Raw genomic sequence first — 26,084 nt, 5'->3', positions numbered from 1 at the left:
GTAGGAAAATAATTTCTAAGCCTTGTCATTCGGGATTTCCTCTTTACAAAGTTTAATTTTCGCATCACTTACGAGCGTATGTTCGTTACCCTTGGCCCCATTGACTATTTAATCCTTTTGGTTTTTGTTGGGTTCATGATTGTGATTGGGGTTCTCCTGAAGAAATCCATGAACCAATCGAGTGATTTTCTCCTGGCGGGGCGAAAGATCCCCAGTTGGATCACGGGGATTGCTTTTATTTCTGCCAATATTTCCGCATTGGAACTACTCGGGATGAGCGCCAGTGGTGCGGAATACGGCTTTTTGACCTTCCATTTTTACTACTTAGGTGCCATTCCAGGGATGATTTTTCTTGGGATCTTTATGATGCCATTTTATTATTCTTCCAAAATACGAAGTGTACCTGAATACCTACGTTACAGGTTCAACCGACCTGCGCATCTTTTAAACGCATCCATCACATTGTTATCGTTAGCTCTTGGATCAGGGATTTATCTTTATTCTTTGTCTTTGGTCTTTGAAACAATGTTTGGTTGGAATCCTCATCTTTCCATTTTATTTAGTGCCTTTATTGTTTTGGTTTATACATACTTTGGTGGACTCAGTTCCTCTATTTATACAGAGGTGATGCAATTTTTTTTAACGGTTCTCGGTTTGTTTCCCCTTGTGATTATCGGATTGATTCGGTTAGGCGGTTGGAATGGACTTATGCAAAAAATTCCAAATTCACATAAACATATGTGGTTGGGGCTCGCAAATGGAAAAAATGAACTGGGTTGGGACTTGTTAAGTGTCACTGTTGGTTTAGGTTTTGTATTATCTTTTTCTTATTGGACTTGTGGGTTTACGGAAGTGCAAAGGGCAATGGCTGCAAAAGATTACAGAGCAGCAAGAAGAACTCCACTCATCGGTGCTGTATTTAAATTGTTTTTACCATTTTTAACAGTCAACCCTGGGTTAATTGCATTAACTGAATTTTCAAAAGAGATGAATGGAGAGTATAATAAAAGTTTTTTAATATTACTAAAAAACTTTTATCCAGCAGGAATGTTAGGTCTTGGTACCACTGCTCTACTTGCAGCATTTATGGCAGGTATGTCTAGCTCGATTACGGCAATGAATACTATTTTTACGTATGATATTTACCAAACATATATCGATCAAAACAAAGAAGATAAGGATTATTTAAAAATTGGAAAACTTTGTACAATGTTTGCAGTCTTTTTTGCCATTTTTGCATCGTATATCGCAATGCAATTTGAAAACATCATGAACTACATACAGCTGTTATTTTCCTTTTTTAATGCACCACTCATTTCTATATTTTTGTTAGGGATGTTTTGGAAACGAGCGTCTGGATGGAGCGCCTTTTATGGAATGTTATTCGGAACAGGAAGTGGATTGGTTCATTTTATACTATATTCACTAAAGATTATATATTACAAATCGGATATGGTTTCTAATTTTTATGGTGCTATCTATTCCGGATTGGTTTGTTTTCTAACTATGGTGATCGTAAGTTTGATTGAAACGGAAGTTCCAGGAAAGGATCTTCATGGATTAATTTATTCGGATAGGGACAAAACAAATCCATTTTGGGATCCAAGAATTTTAGCCTGGGGTGTTGGACTGATTGTCCTTCTTGCCGGGTTTAATATCATTTTTGCATAAAGATTTATACGTACGTCATAAAATAGTAATTGAATGAGAGTATTAATCATTCTATGTTTGTTGCAGTATATACCAAGACCATGAAACCAAATCATTATACAGAAATTCCAGCCACATTCGAAGTTCAATTGGAACAGCTTAAGGATTATGATTCTAAAAAACACATTAGTGCTAGAGGGATTATGTTTCTCCATCCTTATGACATAGAAGTACCATCTATTTTAAAAGTGTCTTTAAAAATGATTTCTATGACAGGTTCTGTTGACTTTCTTGTAAAAACTTTGAAATGTGAAAAACTTGGAAACGAACCTTTGTATGAAATCCATTGTAATTTTTATGACACAAATGCTGAAAAAGAAGACGAAGTGTTAGGTTTTATTAGTAGTTACTGATTTCGTAAATTACAAAATTGTATTAAAGGGTTCCACCCTTTTCCATCAGAAACTGAAAACTTTCTTCTGAAAAAGATTTTTCCTTTGGTCCATATTGCATGAGCCACCTTGTTGGTGGCAAAAAACCTTCTGTTTTTAGTGCATAACCCCCACCTAACGGTCCACCGATGATTGAACGAAGTTCGAAATGTAAATGCGCGGGATAGTTTCCATTAGCATCTCCAATCGTTCCAATCCATTCTGTTTTTTTCACCAATTGTCCAGGTTCTACATCAATGGTATGAAGGTGGGCATAAACAGTTTCTAAAAACCAAAAATCTCCATTCCCGACATTATGGTAATGCACAATTCTAACCACTTTACCCCAACCACCACCATAATCGGCAATTTCAGATACCACTCCATTCCCGAAAGCATAGACTGGGGCTGCATAATCACTATCACCACCAGTGATTGCATTCCAATCTTCGCCTAAATGTTTTCTCCCGCCAAACTTTCCATTTTCGGCTCCAAACTTTTGAGCCAAGTAATATCCTTCCGCATATTTTCCACCAACAGGAAATTCGAAGTCAGTGGCTTGGAAAGAGGGGTATCGTTTTAGAATGGGATACGGGTCTGTAGTGCGAACTTCGCCGGAGGATTCCATCCATCCAAAGAGAGGGTTTCCTTGGTATGAATATCCTTTGGAGGCACAACCTGTCCCGAGGAGCGCAAGACAGATTGTGAAAAAGAAAGGAAAAAAATGGTTATCTGCTACGAACCAATTTCTTTTTAGAAGTTCTCGAAGATTTAGAAGAATCATGACGTCCTTCCGAAAGGAATTCCGCTCGTGCTTCGATTGGCAAATGGTTTCCGAGTTTTGCCGATCTTTTTTTACCGGTTGCCATCTCTTCTTTCATCTCATATAGAAAAGAATCGTAATCTACTTGGATGGTGTGGCGCGTGCTACTCACATACCTTTTTTGCATTTTGACTTGGTCACTTTCTATGGCTTTTTCCATGTCCTCTTTAGAGGGTAATACATAATTTCCAGTAAGATATTGTGAGATCCATTTTCCTTGGCATTCAGCGAGTGGCATAATAGCACCTAACGGTTGCATAAGACCTACAAAAAACAAATCATTGATTCCCGGTTTGATCATTTTATAAAAAAGTGGGATGTAATTATTGGGAGCAGAAATAAAATCCTCATCAAAGAATGGAAACTTGATATTGTATCCTGTACAGTAAATGAGAACATCCGCTTCCTCTTCTGTTCCATCTGCAAAGGCAATTTTTTTCCCTTTGAGTTCTGTGATGACTGGTTTTGGTTTGATATCCCCTCGTCCAAGCCTTACAAGCAAATCTTGAGAGATGGTAGGGTGTGCTGAACCAAACTTATGATCTGGTTTTGGTAAACCAAAGTCTTCCATCTTTCCGACACCAAAACGAATGAGAAGGTGAGCGAGTGTTTGTTGGATGAAAAAAGGAACCCAATGGGGTGTATACTCTGTTAATTTATCTAATGGTTTTCCAAATAGATAGTTGGGAATGACGTAGGCACCACGTCTTGCTGATAAAAATACTTTTTTGGCAACACCAGGCCTAGAAAGTTCCACGGAGATATCCATTGCACTATTTCCCATTCCAAGAACGACTACGTTTTTTCCTTCACAATTAACGGGTGTTTTTGGATCTACATAAGAATGTGAGTGCATGACTTGGCCCGAAAATTTTCCAGGGAAGGCGGGGTCGGGCCAACGTTCACTCCAATGGTGTCCATTGGCAACAACTAACACGTCATAGTATTTAACTGGTCCTTTCTCTGGAGTGATTTTCCAAATTCCCTCTTCGGTTCGTTCTGCTTTTTTGACTCCGTTTTTAAATTGGATGTGTTTACGAAGTCCAAAGTGATCCACATAGGATAAAAAGTATTTTTGAATGGGTTCGTGGTTTGGATAATCCGCATAATTTGTGGGCATCGGGTAGTCACGGTATTCCATTCGATCCCTGTGCGTGTTGATATGAAGGGATTTGTAAATATTGCTGAGGCCATTGTCGTTTTTGTAACGCCAGTTACCTCCCACATCACTTCCTTTTTCGTAACAATCAAAAGGAATTCCATTTTCCTTTAGAGATTTAATGACTGTTATACCGGAGGAACCGGCCCCGATCACACAAACTTTAGGAAGTGGCATAGTAATTCTCTCGCAACTAAAGATAGACTTAGGGAGAGATTTTCAGAATTCAGAACGTCGTTATCAAGAAGATTTTACTTTTCTAAGTAAAAAAAGAGTTATTTTGACATATATTCAATGTTTAACGATCGGATTTAGAAGGTTTTTCTTGGGTTTCCAAAAAAGAACGAATCTCTGTTTCCATATTGGAGATTTGAATCTTTGTTATTTTACCAGCTTTCAATTGGATCAGGGTTAATGAACCTTTTGTTCTTGGAAAAGGATCTGCAATTTTTTCCTCTCTCACCAAACGAAGAGTATATGGATAAGATTTCATTTTTGGAAGTGCCACAAACTTTGAAATAAGGGAAGGCATTTTATGAATATCGGAGATAAGCACTGCATGCCTTCCTTCCAAATATCCTTTGCCTTCTTTTTCTAAAATGGGATGGATAATTTTACTAGCATCCATATCAGAAATAAAAATCACCTTTGTAGTATCTATAGGGATTGGACTTGGTTCTTCCCACTGGTTTGTATAATTGATTTCAGGCAGGGAGTTTCCAAGAGCAAGTGTCGGGGCGGCCGGTTCTTCTGCGGAAAGAGAAAAAGTTAGAAGTATAATAAGAGATAGACTTGTGTTTTTTAAGAATTGAATCGTTGTTTTGAATTTGTATGAAAACAAATTTTTTGTGAATTGGTTTTTGGTTCGGTTCATAAAATTGAATAGTTTGTGAAAAACAAACTTCTCCTAAAGATGATATAAAAATTCTAGAACTTGTTCTTTTGTCATCTTACTGGCGTTAGAGAACTCTCCGCCTTTTGTTGAAGTGAGAATTTTTCCTTCTGGGCTCAAAATGACAAGAGCAGGGATTCCATTTTGAATGGGGTTTCCTAGTTTTTCATTTAGACTTAAATTTTTGTCGAAACGACCCACATCGACTTTGAAGAGGATAAAATTTTCTTTGAGGATAGCCTTTGGTTCTGGTTCCCCAAAAATCCCATCTAATGCTCTACAGTCGGGACACCAATCGGCACCAAAAAGAACGATGAGCTTTCGGTTGGATTTTTTTGCCAAAACCAAATTTTCTTCATATTGGGAAAATATTATGTCACTTTGTTTGAAACAATGAGAAAGAGCGGAGAGAGAGGACCCAAAAATTAAAAGAGAGAGAAGAGTTCGAAACTTACGTTCCATAAAAAAAAGCGGAAGGAAACTTCCGCATATCTTATTTCTTTGCGATTTCTTTAAGGATTTCTTGTCTTTTTTTATCTTTATCGATATGGGAAAGAGACAACCAATCGCGTTTCAATTGTTTTTCTGAAACACCTTTGAAGGTTGCATATTTGCCGAGGATTTTTGCTGTTTTTGCGTTCATGCCAACCAGATTCTTTTGCCTCGCCTTTCTGTCAATGCGAACCTTGGTTGCTGTTTCATCCTTGACCCCTAAACTCTTTACGAAACATAGTAAAGTGCAAGAAATCCAAAGACCCTATGAAATCACAGCTACCTGACCGTTACGATCCCGAATCTGTAGAGCCCAAATGGATAAAAACCTGGGAAGAAAAAAAAACCTTCGCGCCTGACTCTTCTCGCAAAGAAACATTTTCGATCGTCATCCCTCCACCAAACGTTACAGGGAATTTACACATTGGTCATGCACTCAATCATACCATCCAAGACATCATCATTCGTATCGAACGTAAAAAAGGTAAAAATGTAGTTTGGGTTCCTGGAATGGACCATGCTGGGATTGCCACACAAGTAGTCGTGGAACGTGAGTTAGGAAAAGAAGGAAAGTCTAGAACTGATTTTACTCGCGAAGGATTTATCGAAAAAGTATGGGAATGGAAAGCTCATTCTGGTGGAATGATCGCCAAACAACAGCGGTTACTCGGTGAATCGGTAGACTGGTCGCGCGAACGATTTACGTTTGATGAAGGTCTTTCCAAAGCAGTTATTAAAGTGTTTCGTAGTTTGTATGATGAGGGTCTCATTTACCGTGGTGAACGAATCATCAACTGGTGCCCGGTGACTAAAACCGCGATCTCTGACATTGAAGTCGAGTACAAAGAAAAACAAGGCAAACTTTATCATATCAAATATCCTAAAGCAGAGTTTAAATCCAAAGATCCAAAAACTCTTACCAAAGGTGAATACATCGTTGTCGCAACCACAAGGCCCGAAACCATGTTTGGTGACGTGGCTGTTTGTGCTCACCCAGATGACGTTCGTTATACGGATTTAAAAGATAAGTTTGTCTTTTTACCAATAGCCGGTAAAGAAATTCCAGTTTTGTTTGATTCCTTCGTAGATAAAGAATTTGGATCGGGGCTTGTGAAAATCACTCCGGCCCATGACATCAATGACTATGAAGCGGGACTTCGTTTGAAACTCACTCCACTCAATATTATGAACTTGGATGGGACTCTAAACGAACATGCTGGTAAGTACAATGGACTCGACCGGTTTGAAGCTCGTAAACGAGTTGTGGAAGAACTCGAAACCAATGGTTATATTGAAAAAATAGAAACGCATATCCACAGCGTAGGACACAACCAAAGAGGGGGAGCGGTCATCGAACCGTTGTTATCGACTCAGTGGTTTGTAAAAATTGAATCTCTTGCAAAACCTGCCATTGAAGTTGTGAAATCTGGAAAGGTTCAATTCCAACCAAAGATGTGGGAAAAAACATACTTTGAGTGGATGGAAAATATCCGTGATTGGTGTATTTCTCGCCAACTTTGGTGGGGCCATCGTATTCCAGCTTATTATGCACCAAACGGTGAGATGGTGGTAGCTGAATCCATCGAAGAAGCAGTATCTCTATTTTCTAAAAAAGGTGTGAGTGTTACAAAAGAGACCATCAAACAAGACGAAGACGTTTTGGACACTTGGTTCTCATCCGGACTTTGGCCTTTTACTGTATTTGGTTGGCCTGAAAATTCAAACGAACTCAAACAATACTATCCTACCTCCGTTCTCGTGACTGGATTTGATATCATCTTCTTCTGGGTAGCTCGGATGATTATGAATGGTCTTAAATTTATGGGGGATGTTCCTTTTCATAAGGTTCTCATCCATGGCCTTGTTCGTGATAAAGATGGTAAGAAGTTTAGTAAGTCCCTTGGAAACGTAGTGGATCCTTTGGACATGATGAGTAAATACGGAACCGATTCGTTTCGATTTTTTCTCGCAGCCGTTTTACCGGAAGGAAAGGATATTCTTTTCGACGAATCGCGGTTAGACGGATATAGGTCTTTCTGTAATAAAATTTGGAACTCAAGCCGATTTATTTTTATGAACCTACCGGAAGAGTTCGAGGCCAAAGAACCAGAACTTAATTCTTTAGAAGATACTGACCTTTGGATTTTGAATGAATTTGATCGGATGCTTAGTAAGTATGAAAAAGCTTATTCCGGTTATCTTTTTTTCGAAATGGCAAATGCTGTTTATGATTTTGTTTGGGGATCGTTCTGTGATTGGTATTTGGAATTAACCAAAGCTCGTGTTTATGGGAATGTAACTCCAGAATCACAAGAAAAAGCGCGGTTTGTGCTTGTGAGTGTTTTGAAAAAATCACTTGGACTTTTACATCCGTTTATGCCTTTCATTACCGAAGAAATCCATTCTTTACTTGAGACTACCGAACTTGCAAAAACTGAATTTCCAAAACCGTATGGAGTTTCTGATTCCGCACCGGCTGTGGTTCGTATGGAACTGGTGCGTGAGATCATTACAAAGATTCGAAACATGCGTGCAGAACTCGGAGTGAAACCTGAGAAAAAATGTAAGGTCATCATCAAGTGTAATCATAAAGAATTAAAAGAAATGATGGAAAGAGAAATCAAATCCATCCTTCAACTTTCTAAAGCAGAGAGTTTGGAATTTTTAGATTCTTATGAAGCAAAAAATACAGATTCCGTAGGTGCTTTTTCGATTGGAGAAATTTTTCTTCCTTTGGAAGGTATTTTTGATTTTGAAAAAGAAAAACAACGATTGGAAAAAGAGAAAAAACAAATCCAATTGGAAATGGAAAAGTTGGAAAACAAAATCAACAATCCATCGTTCTTAGAAAAAGCAAAACCGGACGTCGTAGAAAAAGAAAGAGAAAAGTATAATACCTGGAAAGAGAAACTAGAAAGTACGGTAAGGGCTTTAGAAAAAATTGGAACATAAATTTAAAGTTTTACTCATTGGAAGTGGCGGAAGAGAACATGCGTTAGCGGATGTCATCTCTAAATCAAAATCTTTGGAATCTCTTCGGGTATTCCCAGGTAATGGTGGTTTTTCGAAAGATTTATTATTGGATCCAAAGGACATATCCATCACTGATAAATCCAAATTTTTTGATTATATAAAATCTTCAGGAACAAATCTTGTTGTGGTTGGTCCAGAAGATCCTCTTGTGAACGGACTCTCTGATTGGTGTGCTGAAATAGGTATCCCTTGTTTTGGGCCTTCTGCTTATTGTGCGCAAGTGGAAGGAAGTAAACACTTTGCCAAAGAAATGATGAAACGGGCCAAAGTTCCTACAGCTTCCTTTGCTGTATTTACAGATCACGAATCGGCTTGGAGTTATGCCCAAAAAGAAATTTTACCTCTTGTGGTAAAAGCAGATGGTCTTGCTGCCGGAAAGGGTGTCACTGTTGCTTTCGAAATGAAAGAAGTGAAACAGGCGTTAGATGAAATCTTTTTAGAATCAAAGTTTGGGGAAAGTGGGAACAAGGTAGTTTTGGAATCCTTTTTAGAAGGCGAAGAAGCATCACTTTTTGTCATCACTGACGGAGAAAGGTATATGTGCCTTCCTGCAGCCCAAGACCACAAACGGGCGTATGATGGAGACATTGGACCGAATACAGGGGGGATGGGTGCTTATGCACCAGCACCGATTGTGACAGATGTTGTTCTATCTAAAGTTAAGGAACTCGTCATTGAACCAATGTTAGTTGAATTTCGCAATTCGGGCCATCCTTATAAAGGACTTCTTTATGTTGGTCTTATGATTACCAAAGAAGGAAATCCCAATGTAGTGGAATTTAACTGTCGTTTTGGAGATCCAGAAACACAGTGTGTATTACGTTTGTTGGATGAAGATATTTTACCTATTTTTTATGCCTCTGCGATGGGCAATCTCCCGGAGAGAAATCTAAAACTAAAAGAGGGATCCTCTGCCATTGTGGTTCTTGCAGCGAAAGGATATCCGGACGCCCCACAAAAAGGAATGCCTTTGGAGATTCCACCAAATGAGGGAAATGTGGTGGTTTACCATGCAGGAACCAAAAGCCAAGAAAACCAAATTTTGGCAAATGGTGGACGAATTCTCGGAATCACATCATTCGGTACTTCTTTAAAAGACGCCATTAATGATTGTTATGCGTTTTTAGGGAAAATCAAAGCACCAGATACGTTTTATCGAAAAGATATAGGAAGGCGTGCTCTCTAATGCCATTTAGTATCTCTGGAAATTTTAAAAATTGTGAACGTGTTAGCCTTCGCAATTTTGAAAAACATCTAGGGATCATTTTGTCTGAAAACCAAACCCAACTCCAACAACATTTGATGATTCGCCGTGCCCTTCAAAACTTAAGTGGATCGGTAAGTGTGCTTTCGGGTCTTAGTCGTCAAGAGTTGTTATCGTTTATTTTTATCCTCACGCAATTTGGTGATATCATTCGTTCGGAAACTCCACCTGAGTACCTTCAATTAGAATCCATCCCTTATGTGATTGAATGGGCCAAAGGCCATTATATGATCCCAATGGAAATTTTAGAACATCTGGCTCATGAAAGGATATTCAAAGACCAAGGTTATTTGTTTGCACTGATTCCTGCTTTATCCATCAAAGAAAAAAAATCTTGGATTCGTTGGATCGGTGTGGATTTTGAAAAGGGTGGAGACCGGGATTTAAACTTTGAAATTTATTCCCAGTGTCGTGTTTTGCAAAAACCTTTCCTTGGTAAGTCGCTTGTCCAAGAATCGGAAATTCGTTTGGAACAAATTTGGCCACGCGGCAAAAACGAATACATCGATTGGTTTTATAAAGGTCTTTCTACTTTTTATTATTCTATGGAAGAGATGAGTAGGAAAGAAAAAGATCCTTTTTTACTCCATGTCATTGAACTCATTAAGTCAGGTAAATTCATACTCAAACGTTTGCCTGATACATACGGAAAAGAATCAAGTTATTCTCTTGTGGGAACTGTGGAAGGAAACACTCCGCAACTCAGAGAAACAATTTTCCAATGGGAAGTAGAACGACTTCGTAAAGATTCTTTGTTTTAAAACTTCCACTTCGGATTTACGCATTATGGATAGATCACTAAAAGACTTAAAAAAACAAACATCAGAAATGATTGAGACTTTCCAATCCTATTGGACGGCCCAAAATTTCCAAGAAGACTATGACCGTTTATCTTCACTCATTGAAAAAGCAAATGATCCCAAGTTATGGGATTCCCCTGACCAAGCAAAAACAGTCACTCAAAAACGAAACGAGTTACAATTAAAGTTGGATCCCTGGTTGGATTTAAAAAAGGAACTCATTGATTTTCCTGATTTGATTGAACTCACATCCGAAGAAATGGGTGAAGAGGGATTAAAATCATTAAACGATGATTTTGATCGAATGTTTGAAACATTCGAAAACTTGCAAATGTTAGATGCTCTTGCCGGCAAAGATGATGGCAAAGCTGCTTTTATCAATATCCATCCAGGGGCTGGTGGAACAGAATCCCAGGATTGGGCAGATATGTTACTGCGAATGTACACAAGGTTTTGTGAACAAAAAGGGTATCGTGCCGAACTTGTGGATTACCAACCGGGGGAAACTGCGGGAATCAAAAATGCAACGCTTTACATCCAAGGGGATCATCCCTTTGGTTATTTAAAATGTGAATCAGGAGTCCATAGACTTGTTCGGATCTCTCCATTTGATTCGAATAAAAGAAGGCATACTTCCTTTGCTTCCGTCTATGTAACACCCGAAGTGGATGACGACATCCAAGTAAACATTGAAGAAAAAGACCTTCGTGTGGATGTGTATCGTTCTTCCGGTGCAGGTGGACAGCATGTCAACACAACAGATTCTGCGGTACGTATCACACATATCCCTACAGGTGTTGTGGTCTCTTGCCAAATGGAAAGGTCCCAAATCAAAAACCGAGATACGGCGATGAAGATGCTTCGTGCTCGTTTGTATGAAATGGAAAAACAAAAAGCGGAAGAAGAAAACGCTAAAAAAGCGGGTGAAAAACGTGATATTTCTTGGGGATCACAAATTCGAAGTTATGTGTTCCATCCATACAATTTGGTAAAAGACCACAGAACCGATTTCGAAACAGGAAACGTTCATGCAGTGATGGACGGAGACTTGGAAGATTTTATCATTGCTTACTTAAAATACCTGACAAACCAAAAGGCAAACGCAAAAGTATAACCAAATGTCTGTAAAACAGGATATTTCCGGTGCTCTAAGGAAAATCCAAAAAGAAATTCAACAACTTCCGAATATTACGGATCGATTGAATTTCATTTTGGATATGACTCTAACTTTGTTTGGAGCCTCTACCGGTAGTATTTCCATTATGGACCAGGAAGAAAAAGTCCTCACCATTGTGGCCGCCAAAGGTATGGATTGGGAGAAAAAAATTGCCGCCAAACTTCCTTTTAATTTGGGTGTTACGGGTCGTGCGGCATCCACTAGAGAAATTATCTATGTTCCCGATGTAACTTTAGATAAAGACTATGTAAAACTCATTGAAACGGTTCGTTCAGAACTTGCCATCCCTCTGTTAACAAGAGATTCGACAGTTGGAGTTTTAAACTTAGAATCGGATAAGGTAAATTTTTTCTCATCCGATATCATCAACCAAGCCACACTATTTGCTTCTCAATTAACAATTGTTATTTTGGAAGAACGAATAGCCAAAGAAGCCTTTGAAAAATCCAAAAGAGAAGAAGACCCGGTCGAAGAAATTCTTGGCTATGATCCAAGTATTTTATTTTTAAAACATAGAATTCGTCAAGTGGGTCCCTCTGATACTTCTGTGATGATCATTGGAGAGGAAGGGGCTGGTAAAAAACTTGTCGCAAAAGCCTTACATTATATTTCTCAAAGAAAAAATGGTCCTTTCCTTACTGTAGATTGTTCGGGACTTAGTTATGAATTATTGGAAGCAGAGTTATTTGGTTCCCAAAGTGGAAAAATTTTTAATCCAGGAAAATTAGAACAAACCAATGGGGGTTCGTTGTACATTGAATCCATTGGTGATTTACCAACCAATCTACAAACAAAACTCTTTCATACAATTAGAGACAAAACGATTCCAAATCCTTCGACCAAAAAGAAGGATGAGGTTTTAAACATTCGAATTTTTACAGGTAGTAAAAGGGATTTATTAGAAGATATCCAGAAAGAAACTTTTTCGATGGATTTGTATTACCGCCTAGCGGAGGTTCCATTGCGGGTGCCCCCATTACGAGAAAGAAGAGGGGATGTTCCGCTTCTGGCACATCATTTTTTATACCAATACAACAAACAGTATGGGCGGAACAAAACCTTCTCCACTGATGCACTCAAAGCACTCACGGGAATGCCTTGGAGTGGGAATGTAAGACAATTACAAAGTGTGATTCAATATGCGGTTCTTGTCCCACCGGAATCGGTTTTGGAACCTCATTCATTTCTGCAGGATGGGAAACGAGAAACGGAGGCTCCAGCGAAGGTCCAGAGTTTTAGTCTGGGAACAGAAATTTTATCTCCTTCGGAAAATTTATCTCTCAACATTGCCATTGAAAGGTTGGAGGCAATTTGGATCAAAGAGGCCTTCCAACGAGTCTCCACTCAGGAAGAAGCTGCCAAACTTTTGGGAATTAGCCGAGGTTCTTTGCAGTATAAGATCAAAAATAACCAATTTCTGGACGGATTCAACACCTAAAGTCCAGAAAAGAATGGATAGATTGGCCAACCCTGTCGATATGATTACTAAGGAGCTTTCACGTGGCAGATAGTTATTACCGTACCATCAGTGGTAAACAATATGATAATGAATTGTTAGAAATTGCTGAAAAAGCCACCAAACGTAGCAAAGCTCCTATTGGTAAAAACGTCGCCAAGACCTTATTTGATGCTATCAAAGATGGTGGTGATTATACAGATGTTGAAAAACGAACTGTAAAGTACATTCGAGATAATTTTAAATTTTCACCGGAAGCAGATGAATACCTTCGTTCCGAAATTCGTAAATGGGCCGCGAAAATTTCCGTTCCTGCGGCAAAGAAAAAAACTTCGCCTAAAGCATCTGCGAAAAAAGAAAACACAACAAAACGAAGTTCCGCTCGTGCTGTTAAGGCTTCCGATGAAGGATTCACTCCTTATAATGAAAGTTATGAATTTGGGGAAACTTCTCATGATGAAGTAGCACCAACGCCGGAATACAATGAACTAGTTGCTTTGAATAAATTTCAAATCACACCAAGACAAAATCGTATTGGAAGATTGATTTTACTTGGACTGGTTCTTGTGTTTTTGATTGTTCTGATTATTTTTGGAATCCGTAGTTGCAATCGTAGTTCGAAATCGCAAACCACAACCACAGATCAAAGTTTGAATGGTTCCTCCGATTTGGGAACTCGCTCTTTGGAACGAGTGGAGTTATCCCAAGGAAAAGTTTCGGACAAGTTTGAATCCAGAGCTTCTGCCATTCGATATATAAATGACTTACAAATTCGTTTCATCAAACAAAGTATGCAAACAGAAGACAGTGCGAGTGATAAAATCGCAACTCTTGCGGAAGCATTAAAGGCATATCCTGGGATTCGTGTTCGAGTGAAAGGACATACTTGTTTTATTGGTGAGATGGATGAAAACAAAATTCTATCTGATGAACGTGCTAAGTTTATTTTTGATGAACTAGTCAAAAATGGAGTCAGTGCGACCCAACTCGACTATCGCGGGTTTGGTGAAACAGCAGAAATTGATACCAATTCTAATGAAGCGGGTCGAATCAAAAATAGACGGGTTGATTTTACTGTTCTATCGGTAACCGAATCACCGAACTAGTTACAACATTCGATAGAGTGATTTTGTGAGCATCCGTTTGGTGGACTGAACGGATGTATATAATCCTTCATACAATAACAAAGATTTTTTTGCCACAGCTAACCTGGGATTTTCTTTTTCTTCCAAAGTCAATTGGTCGTCATAACCTTCGGTGATGGTTAAAATCACTCTTTGGATTCCCAAACTTAAAATTTCATTCAAACCTTTTTTTCCAGATACTTGTTCATCGATTTGGTCCATTTGTTTGATGTCTTCTGTAAAAGTTTTTGGATTAATTTGGTTTAATTTGATTTGGTTGTAAATTCTTTGTGAAACCGTAAGTCCTTTTTTGACAATCGTGACAAATTCTAATAAGGCTTCCGTTGTGGACTTTATTTCTGAAACCAATTGGTTTTTTTGAAAAAAAGAAGACTCTTCTTTTCGTTTGGATTGGATTTTCTGACGAACCGCATCGACCAAAATTTTTTGTTTTTCTATCTCATCCTTACCATCAGGAAATTCTTTAGAAAATTCGGAATGAGGGATTCCTTCTAGTTTGGCACCAAGCTTGGTGAGATTGGTCCAAGGATTCTCCTTGGCATGGTCTTCGAACCATTTTTTAAAGATTAACATCTTTTCATTGGTGATATACGTCTCACCCAAGTTCCCTGTTACTTTTTTTTGAGGCAAAGCAAACAGCTGTTTGTAGTTATGTTTTTCCCGACGAAACTTTCTGGATTCTAAATAGTTCAATCGTTCTTCGAGGACTGCACCTTTGGAATGAGCAAGACCTTTGGTAAAACTCAAATCTTGTCCCACCAAAAAAACAGAACGTGCTCCCATAAGTGTGGCTAGACTTGCTGCATTGGTGGAAACAGAACCACCAAAGGGAACAGATCCAATTTCACCATCGCCCGATCTTTCCAGTAGTCCAATCAAAGGAAAAGGAGAAGAAGTCACAAAACCCTTGTTTGGTCCTTTGTCTAATCGCAAACTCAAATAAGTAGATGTGGGATCAAAAATAAGAATTCCATCTCCTGCATAATCTTCCAGGTATTGGCTATTTAAGGCCTGCGGGTCGACAGAAAAAATCAAATCAGGATCAACACCAAAAGAAGTGAGGATGGGAAGAGCTGTATCAACTGCGAGAAGAAGAAACTGGTTTCTATACTTTGTTAAATCAGGTATGGATTCGGAAAGGCTTGGACCTGCACCACAGACAACAATAGAGATTCCTTCTGCCATTCCAAACAGATCGGATACCGGACGAAACTTAGACAATTCGGGAAGGTTATAACAAATATTTTTGGCCCAAATTTTTTCAAATCGGGTGAGGGTGGCAAGGTTCACATCTTTTTTGTGAAACATCTGTTCGGCGGTATGTCGAAGTTTTAAATAATCGGATTCTCTCCATTGCCAAGAACCACGATGAGGAACAAAACTAATGGGATGTGTTCCCTTACCTTTGACAGCCTCGGAGAGTTGGTCTTCTAATCCTTCTCCTGTGATGAGGATAAGTTTTCCTTCTAACAATGGTTTGGAAAAATCAAAAATTTGAAATGCTTCTTTGATAAAAAACTTATGTGGTTCCATCCAAATGATGGTTACTTTTTCTCTTTCTAAGAGGTAAGGAAGGATGTATCCAAGGCCTGCACCAAACAAAAGATAAATGCGTTCACTTCCATCATGAGGAAGTTCTGTGGCAAATCGTTCCGCTTCTTTTTTGGGATCAAACCGGCTATGGATCCAAACTCCGTCTAATTCTAAAGTGGGATCTCCCGTTTTGGAATTCGTTAGTTGGTAAGAGAAATTGGATTCGGAATCTAAAGATTTGTTCACCTCAGATTTTGTATCTGAATTTTGAATGAGTTCCGCTAACTGGGATGGTAAAGCAGCAAGATTTTTATCCAGATAAATTTTGTTCACTTAAGGTTCCAAAATTATTTTGATGGAAGAATCAGGTTTTAAAGAAGTACCAGCTTTCGGTTCTTGTGTTTTCACAAATCCAGAACCTTCGATTTTATATTCTACTTGCAGTTGTTTTACAATTTGAATGGTTTCAGATGCAGTGAATCCGCTAAGATCAGGCATTACTTTGGGATCAAGTTTATAGATTTTATTTTTTTCTCCTTTCAGCCGATACACAAGTGCCTTCTCACTTTTTTCAACAATAGGAATGATACTTTCCACCACCTCACGAAAGACAGGTGCTGCGATCCCACCACCCGTATGAGTTTCTCCACCAGGTTCATCAAAAACAATGAGACCCACATACTTAGGTTTCTCTGCGGGAAAAAAACCAAGGAAACTCGCAGTAAAAAGACCAGCTTGGTATCCCGCACCCGCTTTTGCTTTTTGTGAAGTTCCTGTTTTTCCTGCGATGAAGTAGTTTTCTAAATAAGCTTTTTTCCCTGTTCCTTGCGAGACTGCTTTCCCCATTGCATTTAAAGTTTTTTTAGCGGCACCTTCTTTGATGCCGAGTAGTTCATTTTTAATTGAAAATTCATGTACCAGTTCCCCATAAGAATTGGTAATTTGAGATACAACAGATGGTTCAAATAAAATCCCACCATTCACAACGGCTGCGGCTGCCGTGATGAGTTGGATGGGTGTTACCGAAAGTCCTTGGCCTATGGATAAAAAGTAAGGTGTACTTTTGTTCCATTTGTTTAAGGGAGGTAAATATCCTTTGGCTTCGTGGATGGAAAAGTTAGTTCGTTTTCCAAACTTAAATTTTTCCATATAATTGTAGTAAGTTGCTTCATCAATTTTTTGCGCAGCTTTGATGATCCCTACGTTACAAGAGTATTGTAGAATTTCATCCAAATTAACATGACCATGATTGTCAGTGCAACGGATGGTGGTTTTTCCAATTTCTATATAACCGGGACAATGAAATCTTTCATTGGTGAGGATTTTTCCTTCATTGAGTAACATAAGGGCAATGAAAATTTTCATCGTCGATCCAGGTTCATACACATGGCGGATGGACCAATTGGTATGCGATTCCAAAGGAAAATCTTGGAAGTGATTTGGATCAAAATTAGGAAAAGAAGCCATCGCAAGAATTTTTCCCGTTTCCGTATCCATAATCATACCAATTCCACGTTTGGATGCAGTTTGGAGAAAAGCTTTTTGTAATGATTTTTCTAATCGATATTGGATGATACTATCGATTGTTAGATGGACATTGTTTCCCTTACTCGATTCTGCATCGGGGGTGGATAATAATTCCAAATTGAATAACATCTCAAGTCCTGAGAGTGCTTTGTCATCATCATAACCAGTGAAGCCAAGTAAACTTGCGGCCAAACTTCCTTGTGGGTAAATTCGTTTGTATTCTTTTTCGACTCGAACACCGGGAAGAGACAAGGCTTTGATTTTTTCTGCTTTTGAGAGTTCAATTTCTCTTTTTAATAAAAAATAATTTTGTTTATCCCTTATGGTTTCAATCAGTTTGTTTGGAGGAATTCCAAGAATTGGACCTAACTCTTGTGCGGTGAGATCGGGATCATAAATGTTGGTTGGATCAATGCCAACCGTTGCCGACTCACGAGAGATTGCAAGTTCAATCCCTCGTCTGTCATAAATGGTTCCTCGTTGGACATATTTACTCGACTTTAAATTGATGATGTTATCGTTAAAATAAGTAAGATAAATTACCCGAAAGAGTAAAATCACAAAAAGGGAGAGGATAAAAAGAATAATATACTTAAAACGTTGTTTGTATTCTGTCATCGTTAGAAATAAAAAATTACTTTGCCTTTGATTTTTTCAACAGGGACAAGCCCAAACGAACGGGAGTCTGTTGAATATTGTCTGTTGTCACCCAAAAGTAGATAATAACCAGGAGGAATCCTTCCTTGTTTTTCCATAGCAAGAAAAGGTGAATTGTGGCGGTTGAGAAATATGGATGTACTCGGTTCGCTTGTATAGGTTCCTTGCGGAAGATAATTTTCCAATAACTCCGTTGAGTCGATGAGAACTCGTCCAGATTCAATGGAATAAAATTCTCCAGGTAAACCTATCACTCGTTTGACGACAAGTTCATCCTCTTGGCTTACAAATAATACCAAATCCAACTTTTCAATTTTTGGATCTGTATAAAGGAGTGGTGTTCCAAAAAATTTGGCAGAAATGGCAAATCCACCTTTCCAAACAAAAACCACGGACCCATGTTCTAAGGTTGGATACATGGAATTTCCTTGGATGGAATAAATTTGGAATAAAAAGATGCGCACAAATAAGAGGAAACAGAGAAAGAAAAAGATGAAAATGCTGCGACGAGCGTAACGTTTGAATTTGACCCACCAGCGGGGAGAATGTGTTTCTGTTTCCATATCCATCAAAAAACGATAAAAATCATTCGTGCATTTTTCCCCTTTCTCCAGAATGGAAAAGGAACTTTCCGTAAATCTGAAGCCTAGAGAAGTCTATGTCACTTACAAAATATCAATTCCGAGCACAGTTTCGATGCACCAACGAATCTTGTCGCAAAACCTATCCTCTCCACCAAGTGATTTATTCCTGCGAGTCTTGCGGGGAACTTTTGAATGTCGAACATGATATAGACAGCCTCAAACAAGTTTCGGCAAAAGAATGGAAGTCGGAATTTGAATCTCGGTTCCGTTCTAGCCAATTCCCGAATGCGTCAGGAGTTTGGGGGAAAAAGGAATGGGTCCTTCCAGGAATTCAGGATGAAAACATCATCACATCGGGAGAAGGAACCACTCATTTGTATGACGCATCCCGGTTTGCCAAAGATTTGGGACTAAAAAGCCTTCATGTCAAACAGTGCGGAGTTTCGCATACTGGCTCTTTTAAAGATTTAGGAATGACGGTTCTTGTAAGCCAGGTCAATCAAATGATTGCGGACGGAGTTCCCATCCAAGCGGTCGCCTGCGCATCCACAGGAGATACCTCGGCAGCCCTAGCATCTTATGCGGCCAAAGCAGGAATTCCTTCTATTATTTTACTTCCAGCTAACAAAGTATCAACGGCGCAGCTCATCCAACCTGTTTCGAATGGGGCTCTTGTGTTGGCACTTGAAACTGACTTTGATGGTTGTATGGCAGTGGTGAAAGAACTCACCAAAGAAAAATCAATTTATCTTGCAAACTCAATGAATTCACTGCGAATCGAAGGTCAAAAAACCATTTCGATTGAGATTACGCAACAGTTAGGTTGGACGGTTCCGGATTGGATTGTGATCCCCGGTGGAAATTTAGGAAACGTCTCTGCTCTTGGAATGGGGTTTGAGATGATGTTGGAACTTGGACTCATCGACAAACTACCGAGAATTATTTTGGCGCAAGCCAAAAATGCAAGTCCTCTGTATGAATCGTTTAAGAAAGGTTTTGCGGACTTTTCTCCGGTAACAGCTGAAAAGACTTTAGCCTCTGCCATCCAAATCGGAGACCCAGTCTCTGTGAAAAAAGCCATTCGTGTTTTAAAGAAATTCAATGGAGTTGTGGAAGTTGCCACAGAAGAAGAGTTGGCCAATGCCGCCGCACGTGGTGATTTGTACGGATTGTATAATGATCCTCACACTGGTGTGGCACTTGCTGCCCTATTGAAATCGGTAGAATCAGGTGTGGTGGGGAAAGGTGAGTCGGTGGTTGTGATCTCTACAGCGAATGGACTCAAGTTCACTGAATTCAAACTTGCTTTTCATGAAGGGAAAATCCCTAACATAGATGAGAGACTCAAAAACAGAATCCAATCTTGCAAACCGAACTTAAGTGGAGTGATGGAAATCTTAGGTAAACAACTGAAGAAATGATAATTCGCTAGACAAATCCCCTACATGTTGGCAAATTTTTTCAGTTTACCGGTATGTCCCAAGAGATCCAACTAACTTCCCAGTTTTGCTCCTCTGTGGATCGTGCCGTTGAACTTGGAAAAAAAATCTCCATGATTACTTATGTGATGGGGGATATTGGTGAGACCAAACTGAAGTACATTCTGTTTCGTATTTTGGGTTCTCTTGGTCGTGAAGACTTGATGGAACTCTTTTACACTGCTGCAAAGGAACTCATTGTCAATTCAACCAAAGCGGCAATCAAACGAATCATCTTTGAAGAACTCAAACTCAACATTCAAAACTTACAAGACTATGAAGAAGGAATGAAACTTTTTAAATCTAGTCTGAATGAAAGAAAGTTTCCCACATATAAAAAGAAAATGAGGGAATCTGGACTCTTTGTAAAGATTACTTGTATCTACCGAAAGGATAAAATTGATCTAGAAATTAGAAATAATTTCCCATTATTGCCCATTGAGGCCGAACGCGTAAAAGAAAAGTTTATTAATGCGAAAAAGTATGATAATCTATTCGAGTTCTTTATGGAACACGGTGATAGTACGGAAGGAGCGGGAATGGGAATCACGATGGTAGAAATACTGTTGTCTCAGTCTGGTTTTGATCGTCGATTGCTCTCTATATATTCATCAGAAAGGAAAAAGGAAACAGTAGCGCGTGTGGAAGTACATTTAAGTGGATTGCCAAAATCTGCTGAAACACATGAACAATTGTTTGTAGAATAATGTCCGAATTAAACTCAAAAGCAGACCAACTCAAAAGACAAGCAGACCTGATTGGTCTGACCAGAGAAGCCGTGTTTACGGATGAACAAGCCAAAGAAGTTTTACAAGGTAAAATTACAGATGGATATCTTGTAAAAGTAAAAATCGACTTGGACAGTTTGAACGGAATGGTTCTCATTCTAGTGTCCTCCATTCGAAAACATATCATGGAACTATACGCTGTTGTAGGAACCTCTCCCACGTTTCGAAGGATTCGAACCTTTGCCGATCATGTACAAATCTCAACCGACTTGGGTGATATTGGAAAAACGGGAGGTTACGATCCTGCGATTTCCGAAAACATTGGTCGTGCCGTTCACCGAGCCTTCACCAAAGAGAAGTTAGAAGAACTTCTTCCACTTTGGCAAAAAAAAGATCCTTCTCATATTTCTGAACTTTTGGAAAATCCAATCCTTATGGCAACAAAAGGGAGAAATATAAAACTCCAGGCAGAAGTGGACAAACTTTCTACCGCAAAGTTTCGGTATGAAAACCCAATGAAAGGTGTGATTTTACCGATTCCAAAACCTGATGATGAAGCCGCAGCTGCTAAAGATGCTTCTATTCCTGGTATCTCCACCGAACCAGCGAAAGGTGAACTTTCTTCCCTTGAACGCCAAATTGCTCAATACAGATCATCTTTTCCTAAAGAATTGAATATGAAAACGGTGATATCTCCTATCAATGGTGTGGAATTTGATAACTTGGTTGAGGGTATGGAAATTTTATTCCGAGTTCCCACGGAAACTCCAGAAGGATTAACCAATGCCCAAATCCTTGGACTCATTGATGAAGAAGGAAAAATTTCGAAGGAACCAGTGGTTGGAAAGTTTTTAGGAATTGCAGGAAGCAAAACAGAGTATCATATCTTTGCGGAAGGTCCAAACCAATATTTGCTTCATTCTGTGGAGGAACATCCTGTAAAAGTAGCCATTCCGAAACCAGCCGGTATGACCAGTGGAACTAACAAAGGATCGGCGGCACAAGGTGCTAAGAAAAAAGTTGGAAATGCTCAGGCCCAAGATTCAAAGTCTTCTGGCGCCAACTTGTTTATGTTAATGGGGGCTTTTGTAACGATTGTACTTTTTGGGGTTTTGATTTTTGTGATGGTGATCTTGTAAAAGAATATGGAAATTAATAAAAAGTCTGATCAAATTCTTATCTTCCGATTCGAAAGATAAGAATTACAAAGATGTATTAATTCTTTTTCCAGCTCGCCCATTGGACGCGATTGGTTCCAGTCCCATCAATCGATACGATGACCCAAGTATCTTTTCCAAAAGCGATACCTTTCCAGGAATTGTTAGCAGCTGTTTTCTGGGCTGTCCATGAAATTCCATCGGTGGAAGTCATAATTCGATTGTTACCCGTAAATGATGCTGCCAAATACATTCCGTTCCCATACATGACTTCATACCAATCGTTTTGTTCTGATGATGTATGTGAAGTCCAATTGATTCCATCAGTTGATGTCATCACTCGATTTGTACCTGATCTAGCAACCGCAACAAATTTTCCTTTTCCATAAGTGACAGAGCGCCAGTCGTTAAGTTCTGCCGATGTTTGGAGCGTCCAATTGATTCCGTCAGTGGAAGTTGCAACTTGATTTGTACCTGAGCCAGCGACAGCTACAAATAAATTGTTACCATAAGTGACACTTCGCCAAGCGTTCGCAGCAGGTGCGGACCTCGTTGTCCAAGTGATACCATCCGTTGAAGTTGCCCAGCTTCCTCCACTTGCGACCGCAACAAAGATTCCATTTCCAAACGTAACCCAATCAAAAGTACTACTTGGACTAGTGCGTGCAGTCCAAGTGATGCCATCAGAGGAGCTCATGATTCGATTTGTTCCACTATTTGCAACTGCTACGTAAATATTGTTACCATAAGCAACGCTGAGCCATTGGTTTGCTTCAGAAGCTGACCTTGCTGTCCAAGTAATTCCATCGTTAGAGGTCATCACTCGATTGGTTCCATCTTGTGAAACAGCAACAAATTGATTGGCAGCATACAAAATCCCTGCCCAAACATTCGCCTCTGTGGCTTGGGCCAAAGTAAAACTACTGAGCGAACATGACTCGGGGGAAGTTTCACATGTTTTTGAAGTTGAAGCATTTAATAACAGATAGGCACTCTAAGAAAGTGCGTGAATCGTTATTTGATTTCGAATGACAAGAAAACAATAGGAAAAAAAACACAAAAGACAAACGAAATTGAATACCACAATGAACCATGAGATACCTCAAAGGATTTAATTCGGAATTCGTATATTAGAAGGGATCAGTGTTTGAATGCAAGAAATTATTGATAGGTTTTTAACCGACCACTACGATATTGACGAGTTTTCCCTTCACATAGATTTCTTTTTTGATTTCTTTGCCTTCCCAGAATGGTTTTGCTTTTTCCACTGCTTTGGCAAGAATCAAAACTTCTTTTTCTTCTATCTCTCTCGGTGCGAGGAACTCCCCTCGCATCTTTCCATTCACTTGAATCACAATTGTGATGTTGGCATCAATCAAATACTTCTCATCCCATTTTGGGTAAGGATGGTAGGCGAGGGATTCTTTGTATCCGAGTTTAGCCCAAAGTTCTTCGGCTAAATGGGGAGCAAAAGGAGAGAGTGCGAGAACAAAAGGTTCCAATACTTTTTTTGGTTTTCTTGGATTACTTGTGAACTCATTGATGAAGATCATCATTTGAGAGACAGCTGTGTTGAATGAGAAATTATCGATATCGTCTTTTACTTTTTTAATGGTACGATGGAGAGTTTTCAGTTCGGCTTCGTTTGGTTCAATCTCTTCTACAAAGAAAGATTCGTTTTCGCCAGAATGAAATAGTCTCCAAACTCGATTTAAAAATCGGAAGACCCCATCCACACCGTTTTTACTCCAAGGTTTGGACATCTCAAACGGACCCATAAACATTTCAAATAGGCGAAGTGTGTCAGCACCAAATTCAGAAACCACATCATCTGGATTGACAACATTGCCTCTTGACTTGGACATTTTTCCTTTGTCTTCCCCGAGAATGAGGCCTTGGTGGACTAACTTTTGGAAAGGTTCTGGGGAAGAAACATGGCCTAAGTCAAAAAGGATTTTATGCCAAAATCTAGAGTATAATAAGTGTAACACGGCGTGTTCTGCCCCACCCACATAAACTTCGACAGGCATCCAAGCTTTTTCAAGTTCTGGATCAATGAGTTTGTCGTTGTTTCTAGGATCGATATACCTTAAGTAATAATAACAAGATCCAGCCCACTGCGGCATGGTATTGGTTTCTCTTTTGCCTACTTCACCTGTGACTGGATCCGTATACACAAGCCAATCTTTTGCTAAAGCAAGGGGAGATTCCCCCGTTCCCGAAGGTTTGAATTCTTCTAGGTCAGGCAAAACTAAAGGAAGTTCTGATTCAGAGAGAGCTTTTGGAGTTCCATCAGCAAAGTGAACGAGAGGAATGGGTTCACCCCAATACCTTTGTCTTGCAAATAACCAATCTCTGAGTTTGAATTGGATTTTTTTACGACCAATTCCTTTTCCTTCGGCCCAAGTCGTCATCATTTGGAAGGCATCTTTGTAAGATTTACCATCTAACTTAACTTCTGCGGAAGAAGAGTTGATACAAACTGAGTCTTTCGAATCAAAAGCAAGGTTTGGTTCCATTTTTCCATCGATCACTTGTTTGATCGGAAGTTGGAACTTCACAGCAAAGTCATAGTCTCTTTGGTCGTGGGCAGGAACGGCCATAATGGCTCCGGTTCCATAGGAGATTAAAACATAATCGGAAATATAAATGGGAACTTTTATAGATGGATCCGTAGGCAAACTTGCATAAGATCCCGTAAAAACTCCGGTTTTATCTTTATTCAGTTCGGTTCTTTCTAAATCACTTTTTAAAGAACAATCTTTTTGGTATTTTTCAACTGCCGATTTTTGTTCTGCAGTGGTGAGTTCTTTTACTAAAGGATGTTCTGGGGCAAGGACAAGGTAAGTGGCACCAAAAATCGTATCAGGTCTAGTTGTATAAACAGTGATGTCTTTGGATAAGTGGGGAACGTGGAAACTAAGTTCCAATCCTTCGGATTTTCCGATCCAGTTTCTTTGCATTTCCAAAGTGGAAGTGGGCCATTCACAAAGAGAAAGATCATTTAGCAAACGTTCGGCGTAAGAAGTGATCCGCATCATGTATTGGCGCATGGGTTTTCTTTCCACAGAATACCCTTTTGAGGTCCATTCTTCCACTTCTTCATTGGCAAGAACGGTTCCCAGTGCCTCACACCAGTTGACGGGGATATTGGCTTCATACACCAATCGGAAATGAGATAAAATATCTTCTTTTTCTTTGCGGGATTTGGACTTCCAATCAGCAGCAGAGAACTGCACTCCTTTTGGGAGTTCCTTTCCTTCAAAAAACACTGATCCTTCGGTTTCCAATGTTTTGATGAGTTCAACAATCGGGAGTGCTTTGTTTAACTTTCTGTCAAAGTAGGAATTGTAAATTTGCAAAAAAATCCACTGGGTCCAACGGTAATAGTCGGGATGAGTGGTGGAGATTTCTCTTTCCCAGTCATAAGAAAGCCCAAGGCTTTTGATTTGGCGACGGAAAGTATCAATATTGTTCTTTGTTGTGGTGCGAGGGTGGACCCCAGTCGTCATCGCATATCGTTCTGCAGGTAGACCAAAGGCGTCCCAACCCATAGGATGGAGGACTTCAAATCCTTCCATTCGTTTGAGTCTAGAAATGATGTCGGTAGCTGTGTATCCCTCAGGGTGGCCTACGTGAAGGCCAGCGCCACTTGGGTAGGGAAACATGTCTAAACAATAGTATTTAGGTTTGGTTGAGTGTGCGTTTGTGCGAAAGGTCTGGTGGTCGTCCCAGTGTTTTTGCCATTTTTGTTCAATATCTTGGAATGGATAATTCATCGACTAACGTAGAGAAAGTGTAGTAATTCTACTTTCTCACGGAGTCGATGATTTTTACAAGCTTTTTGAAACTCTTGGAGAGACAAACTTTACAGAGATTGTATTGATAAAGGTTCGTGACGGATCCGCATTCCGCACAAGGTTTAAGATTGTTGATTTTCACATTCATAAAGTCTGCAGTATTTATCTTTGTATTGCATTCGAGCATTCTATATTTACCTGTATGAGTCCGCTTATCGACAGTGCTGTTCATAACTTCCCAAAATTCCTAAAAATAGGGGTCGGGGAAACACTACGATGAAGTTACTTTATATGAAAC

The 26,084-nt window shown here is 39.4% G+C and carries 21 protein-coding genes; 11 read left to right on the top strand and 10 right to left on the bottom strand.

Features of this window, described 5'->3' with window-relative positions; genetic code table 11:
• Positions 1-78 precede the first annotated feature (78 nt).
• Positions 79-1,671, top strand: a complete 1,593-nt coding sequence (locus tag EHQ47_RS04785) for a sodium:solute symporter family protein (RefSeq protein ID WP_135776652.1) — start codon at positions 79-81, stop codon at positions 1,669-1,671.
• 80 nt (positions 1,672-1,751) lie between these two features.
• A complete protein-coding gene (locus EHQ47_RS04780; RefSeq protein ID WP_020776078.1) occupies positions 1,752-2,063 on the top strand; it encodes a hypothetical protein in 312 nt (103 codons plus the stop codon).
• A 22-nt stretch (positions 2,064-2,085) separates the two neighbouring features.
• On the opposite strand, the gene EHQ47_RS04775 is transcribed toward EHQ47_RS04780, so the two are convergent.
• The 5 genes from EHQ47_RS04775 to EHQ47_RS19660 form a co-directional block, all read right to left on the bottom strand.
• Complete coding sequence (locus tag EHQ47_RS04775; RefSeq protein ID WP_238836558.1) at positions 2,086-2,865, bottom strand: M23 family metallopeptidase; 780 nt, start codon at positions 2,863-2,865, stop codon at positions 2,086-2,088.
• On the bottom strand, positions 2,810-4,240 hold the full coding sequence (locus tag EHQ47_RS04770) for a flavin-containing monooxygenase (RefSeq protein WP_135776651.1): 1,431 nt from the start codon (positions 4,238-4,240) through the stop codon (positions 2,810-2,812). Before EHQ47_RS04770 ends, EHQ47_RS04775 begins: the two co-directional genes overlap by 56 nt.
• Positions 4,241-4,361: 121 nt before the next feature.
• Positions 4,362-4,937: a hypothetical protein gene (locus tag EHQ47_RS04765; protein ID WP_135776650.1), complete on the bottom strand. Its 576-nt coding sequence runs from the start codon at positions 4,935-4,937 to the stop codon at positions 4,362-4,364.
• Between the two features lie 33 nt (positions 4,938-4,970).
• Positions 4,971-5,417 carry a thioredoxin family protein gene (locus tag EHQ47_RS04760; RefSeq protein WP_135747240.1) on the bottom strand — a complete coding sequence of 149 codons (447 nt, stop codon included), beginning with the start codon at positions 5,415-5,417 and terminating at the stop codon, positions 4,971-4,973.
• Between the two features lie 31 nt (positions 5,418-5,448).
• Entirely contained in the window at positions 5,449-5,598 is a 150-nt protein-coding gene (locus EHQ47_RS19660; RefSeq protein ID WP_002972862.1) for a hypothetical protein, read from the bottom strand.
• A 116-nt stretch (positions 5,599-5,714) separates the two neighbouring features.
• Here EHQ47_RS19660 and EHQ47_RS04755 point away from each other — a divergent pair, with 116 nt between their 5' ends.
• The 6 genes from EHQ47_RS04755 to EHQ47_RS04730 all read left to right on the top strand — a co-directional run bounded on the left by EHQ47_RS04755 (position 5,715) and on the right by EHQ47_RS04730 (position 14,283).
• Positions 5,715-8,399: a valine--tRNA ligase gene (locus tag EHQ47_RS04755; RefSeq protein WP_135776649.1), complete on the top strand. Its 2,685-nt coding sequence runs from the start codon at positions 5,715-5,717 to the stop codon at positions 8,397-8,399.
• The gene (gene purD, locus EHQ47_RS04750; RefSeq protein WP_135747238.1) at positions 8,389-9,666 is read left to right on the top strand and encodes a phosphoribosylamine--glycine ligase; all 1,278 of its coding nucleotides are present in this window, start codon (positions 8,389-8,391) and stop codon (positions 9,664-9,666) included. Before EHQ47_RS04755 ends, purD begins: the two co-directional genes overlap by 11 nt.
• Positions 9,666-10,505, top strand: a complete 840-nt coding sequence (locus EHQ47_RS04745) for a hypothetical protein (protein WP_135747237.1) — start codon at positions 9,666-9,668, stop codon at positions 10,503-10,505. The genes purD and EHQ47_RS04745 overlap by 1 nt, the downstream gene beginning before the upstream one ends.
• Before the next feature lie 25 nt (positions 10,506-10,530).
• Positions 10,531-11,658 carry a peptide chain release factor 2 gene (prfB, locus tag EHQ47_RS04740; RefSeq protein ID WP_135747236.1) on the top strand — a complete coding sequence of 376 codons (1,128 nt, stop codon included), beginning with the start codon at positions 10,531-10,533 and terminating at the stop codon, positions 11,656-11,658.
• A gap of 4 nt (positions 11,659-11,662) precedes the next feature.
• Positions 11,663-13,159 (top strand): sigma 54-interacting transcriptional regulator, encoded by a 1,497-nt coding sequence (locus EHQ47_RS04735; protein ID WP_135747235.1) that lies wholly within the window; start codon positions 11,663-11,665, stop codon positions 13,157-13,159.
• A gap of 62 nt (positions 13,160-13,221) precedes the next feature.
• Positions 13,222-14,283: an OmpA family protein gene (locus EHQ47_RS04730; RefSeq protein ID WP_135747234.1), complete on the top strand. Its 1,062-nt coding sequence runs from the start codon at positions 13,222-13,224 to the stop codon at positions 14,281-14,283.
• Here the strand turns inward: EHQ47_RS04730 and EHQ47_RS04725 are convergent, their stop codons facing one another.
• The 3 genes from EHQ47_RS04725 to lepB are packed head-to-tail and all read right to left on the bottom strand — an operon-like array spanning position 14,284 to position 18,602.
• Complete coding sequence (locus tag EHQ47_RS04725) at positions 14,284-16,188, bottom strand: motility associated factor glycosyltransferase family protein (RefSeq protein ID WP_135776648.1); 1,905 nt, start codon at positions 16,186-16,188, stop codon at positions 14,284-14,286.
• A complete protein-coding gene (locus EHQ47_RS04720; RefSeq protein ID WP_135747232.1) occupies positions 16,189-18,000 on the bottom strand; it encodes a penicillin-binding protein in 1,812 nt (603 codons plus the stop codon).
• Positions 18,001-18,002: 2 nt separating this feature from the next.
• On the bottom strand, positions 18,003-18,602 hold the full coding sequence (gene lepB, locus EHQ47_RS04715; protein WP_244290219.1) for a signal peptidase I: 600 nt from the start codon (positions 18,600-18,602) through the stop codon (positions 18,003-18,005).
• A gap of 95 nt (positions 18,603-18,697) precedes the next feature.
• On the opposite strand from lepB, the gene thrC reads away from it, so the two are divergent.
• The 3 genes from thrC to EHQ47_RS04700 are packed head-to-tail and all read left to right on the top strand — an operon-like array spanning position 18,698 to position 21,968.
• Positions 18,698-20,044: a threonine synthase gene (gene thrC, locus EHQ47_RS04710; RefSeq protein ID WP_135776646.1), complete on the top strand. Its 1,347-nt coding sequence runs from the start codon at positions 18,698-18,700 to the stop codon at positions 20,042-20,044.
• Positions 20,045-20,097: 53 nt separating this feature from the next.
• Positions 20,098-20,808, top strand: a complete 711-nt coding sequence (locus tag EHQ47_RS04705; RefSeq protein WP_135747229.1) for a hypothetical protein — start codon at positions 20,098-20,100, stop codon at positions 20,806-20,808.
• Complete coding sequence (locus EHQ47_RS04700) at positions 20,808-21,968, top strand: LIC10486 family protein (RefSeq protein ID WP_135747228.1); 1,161 nt, start codon at positions 20,808-20,810, stop codon at positions 21,966-21,968. The genes EHQ47_RS04705 and EHQ47_RS04700 overlap by 1 nt, the downstream gene beginning before the upstream one ends.
• A 76-nt stretch (positions 21,969-22,044) precedes the next feature.
• Here the strand turns inward: EHQ47_RS04700 and EHQ47_RS04695 are convergent, their stop codons facing one another.
• Entirely contained in the window at positions 22,045-22,899 is an 855-nt protein-coding gene (locus tag EHQ47_RS04695) for a DUF6242 domain-containing protein (RefSeq protein ID WP_135776645.1), read from the bottom strand.
• Between the two features lie 262 nt (positions 22,900-23,161).
• A complete protein-coding gene (leuS, locus tag EHQ47_RS04690) occupies positions 23,162-25,765 on the bottom strand; it encodes a leucine--tRNA ligase (protein ID WP_135776644.1) in 2,604 nt (867 codons plus the stop codon).
• Between the last annotated feature and the right edge of the window lie 319 nt (positions 25,766-26,084).

The organism is Leptospira bourretii, assembly GCF_004770145.1.
Lineage (GTDB): Bacteria > Spirochaetota > Leptospiria > Leptospirales > Leptospiraceae > Leptospira_A > Leptospira_A bourretii.
Note: the sequence above shows the minus strand (reverse complement) of the source record. Positions and strands in the feature narration are given on the sequence as shown.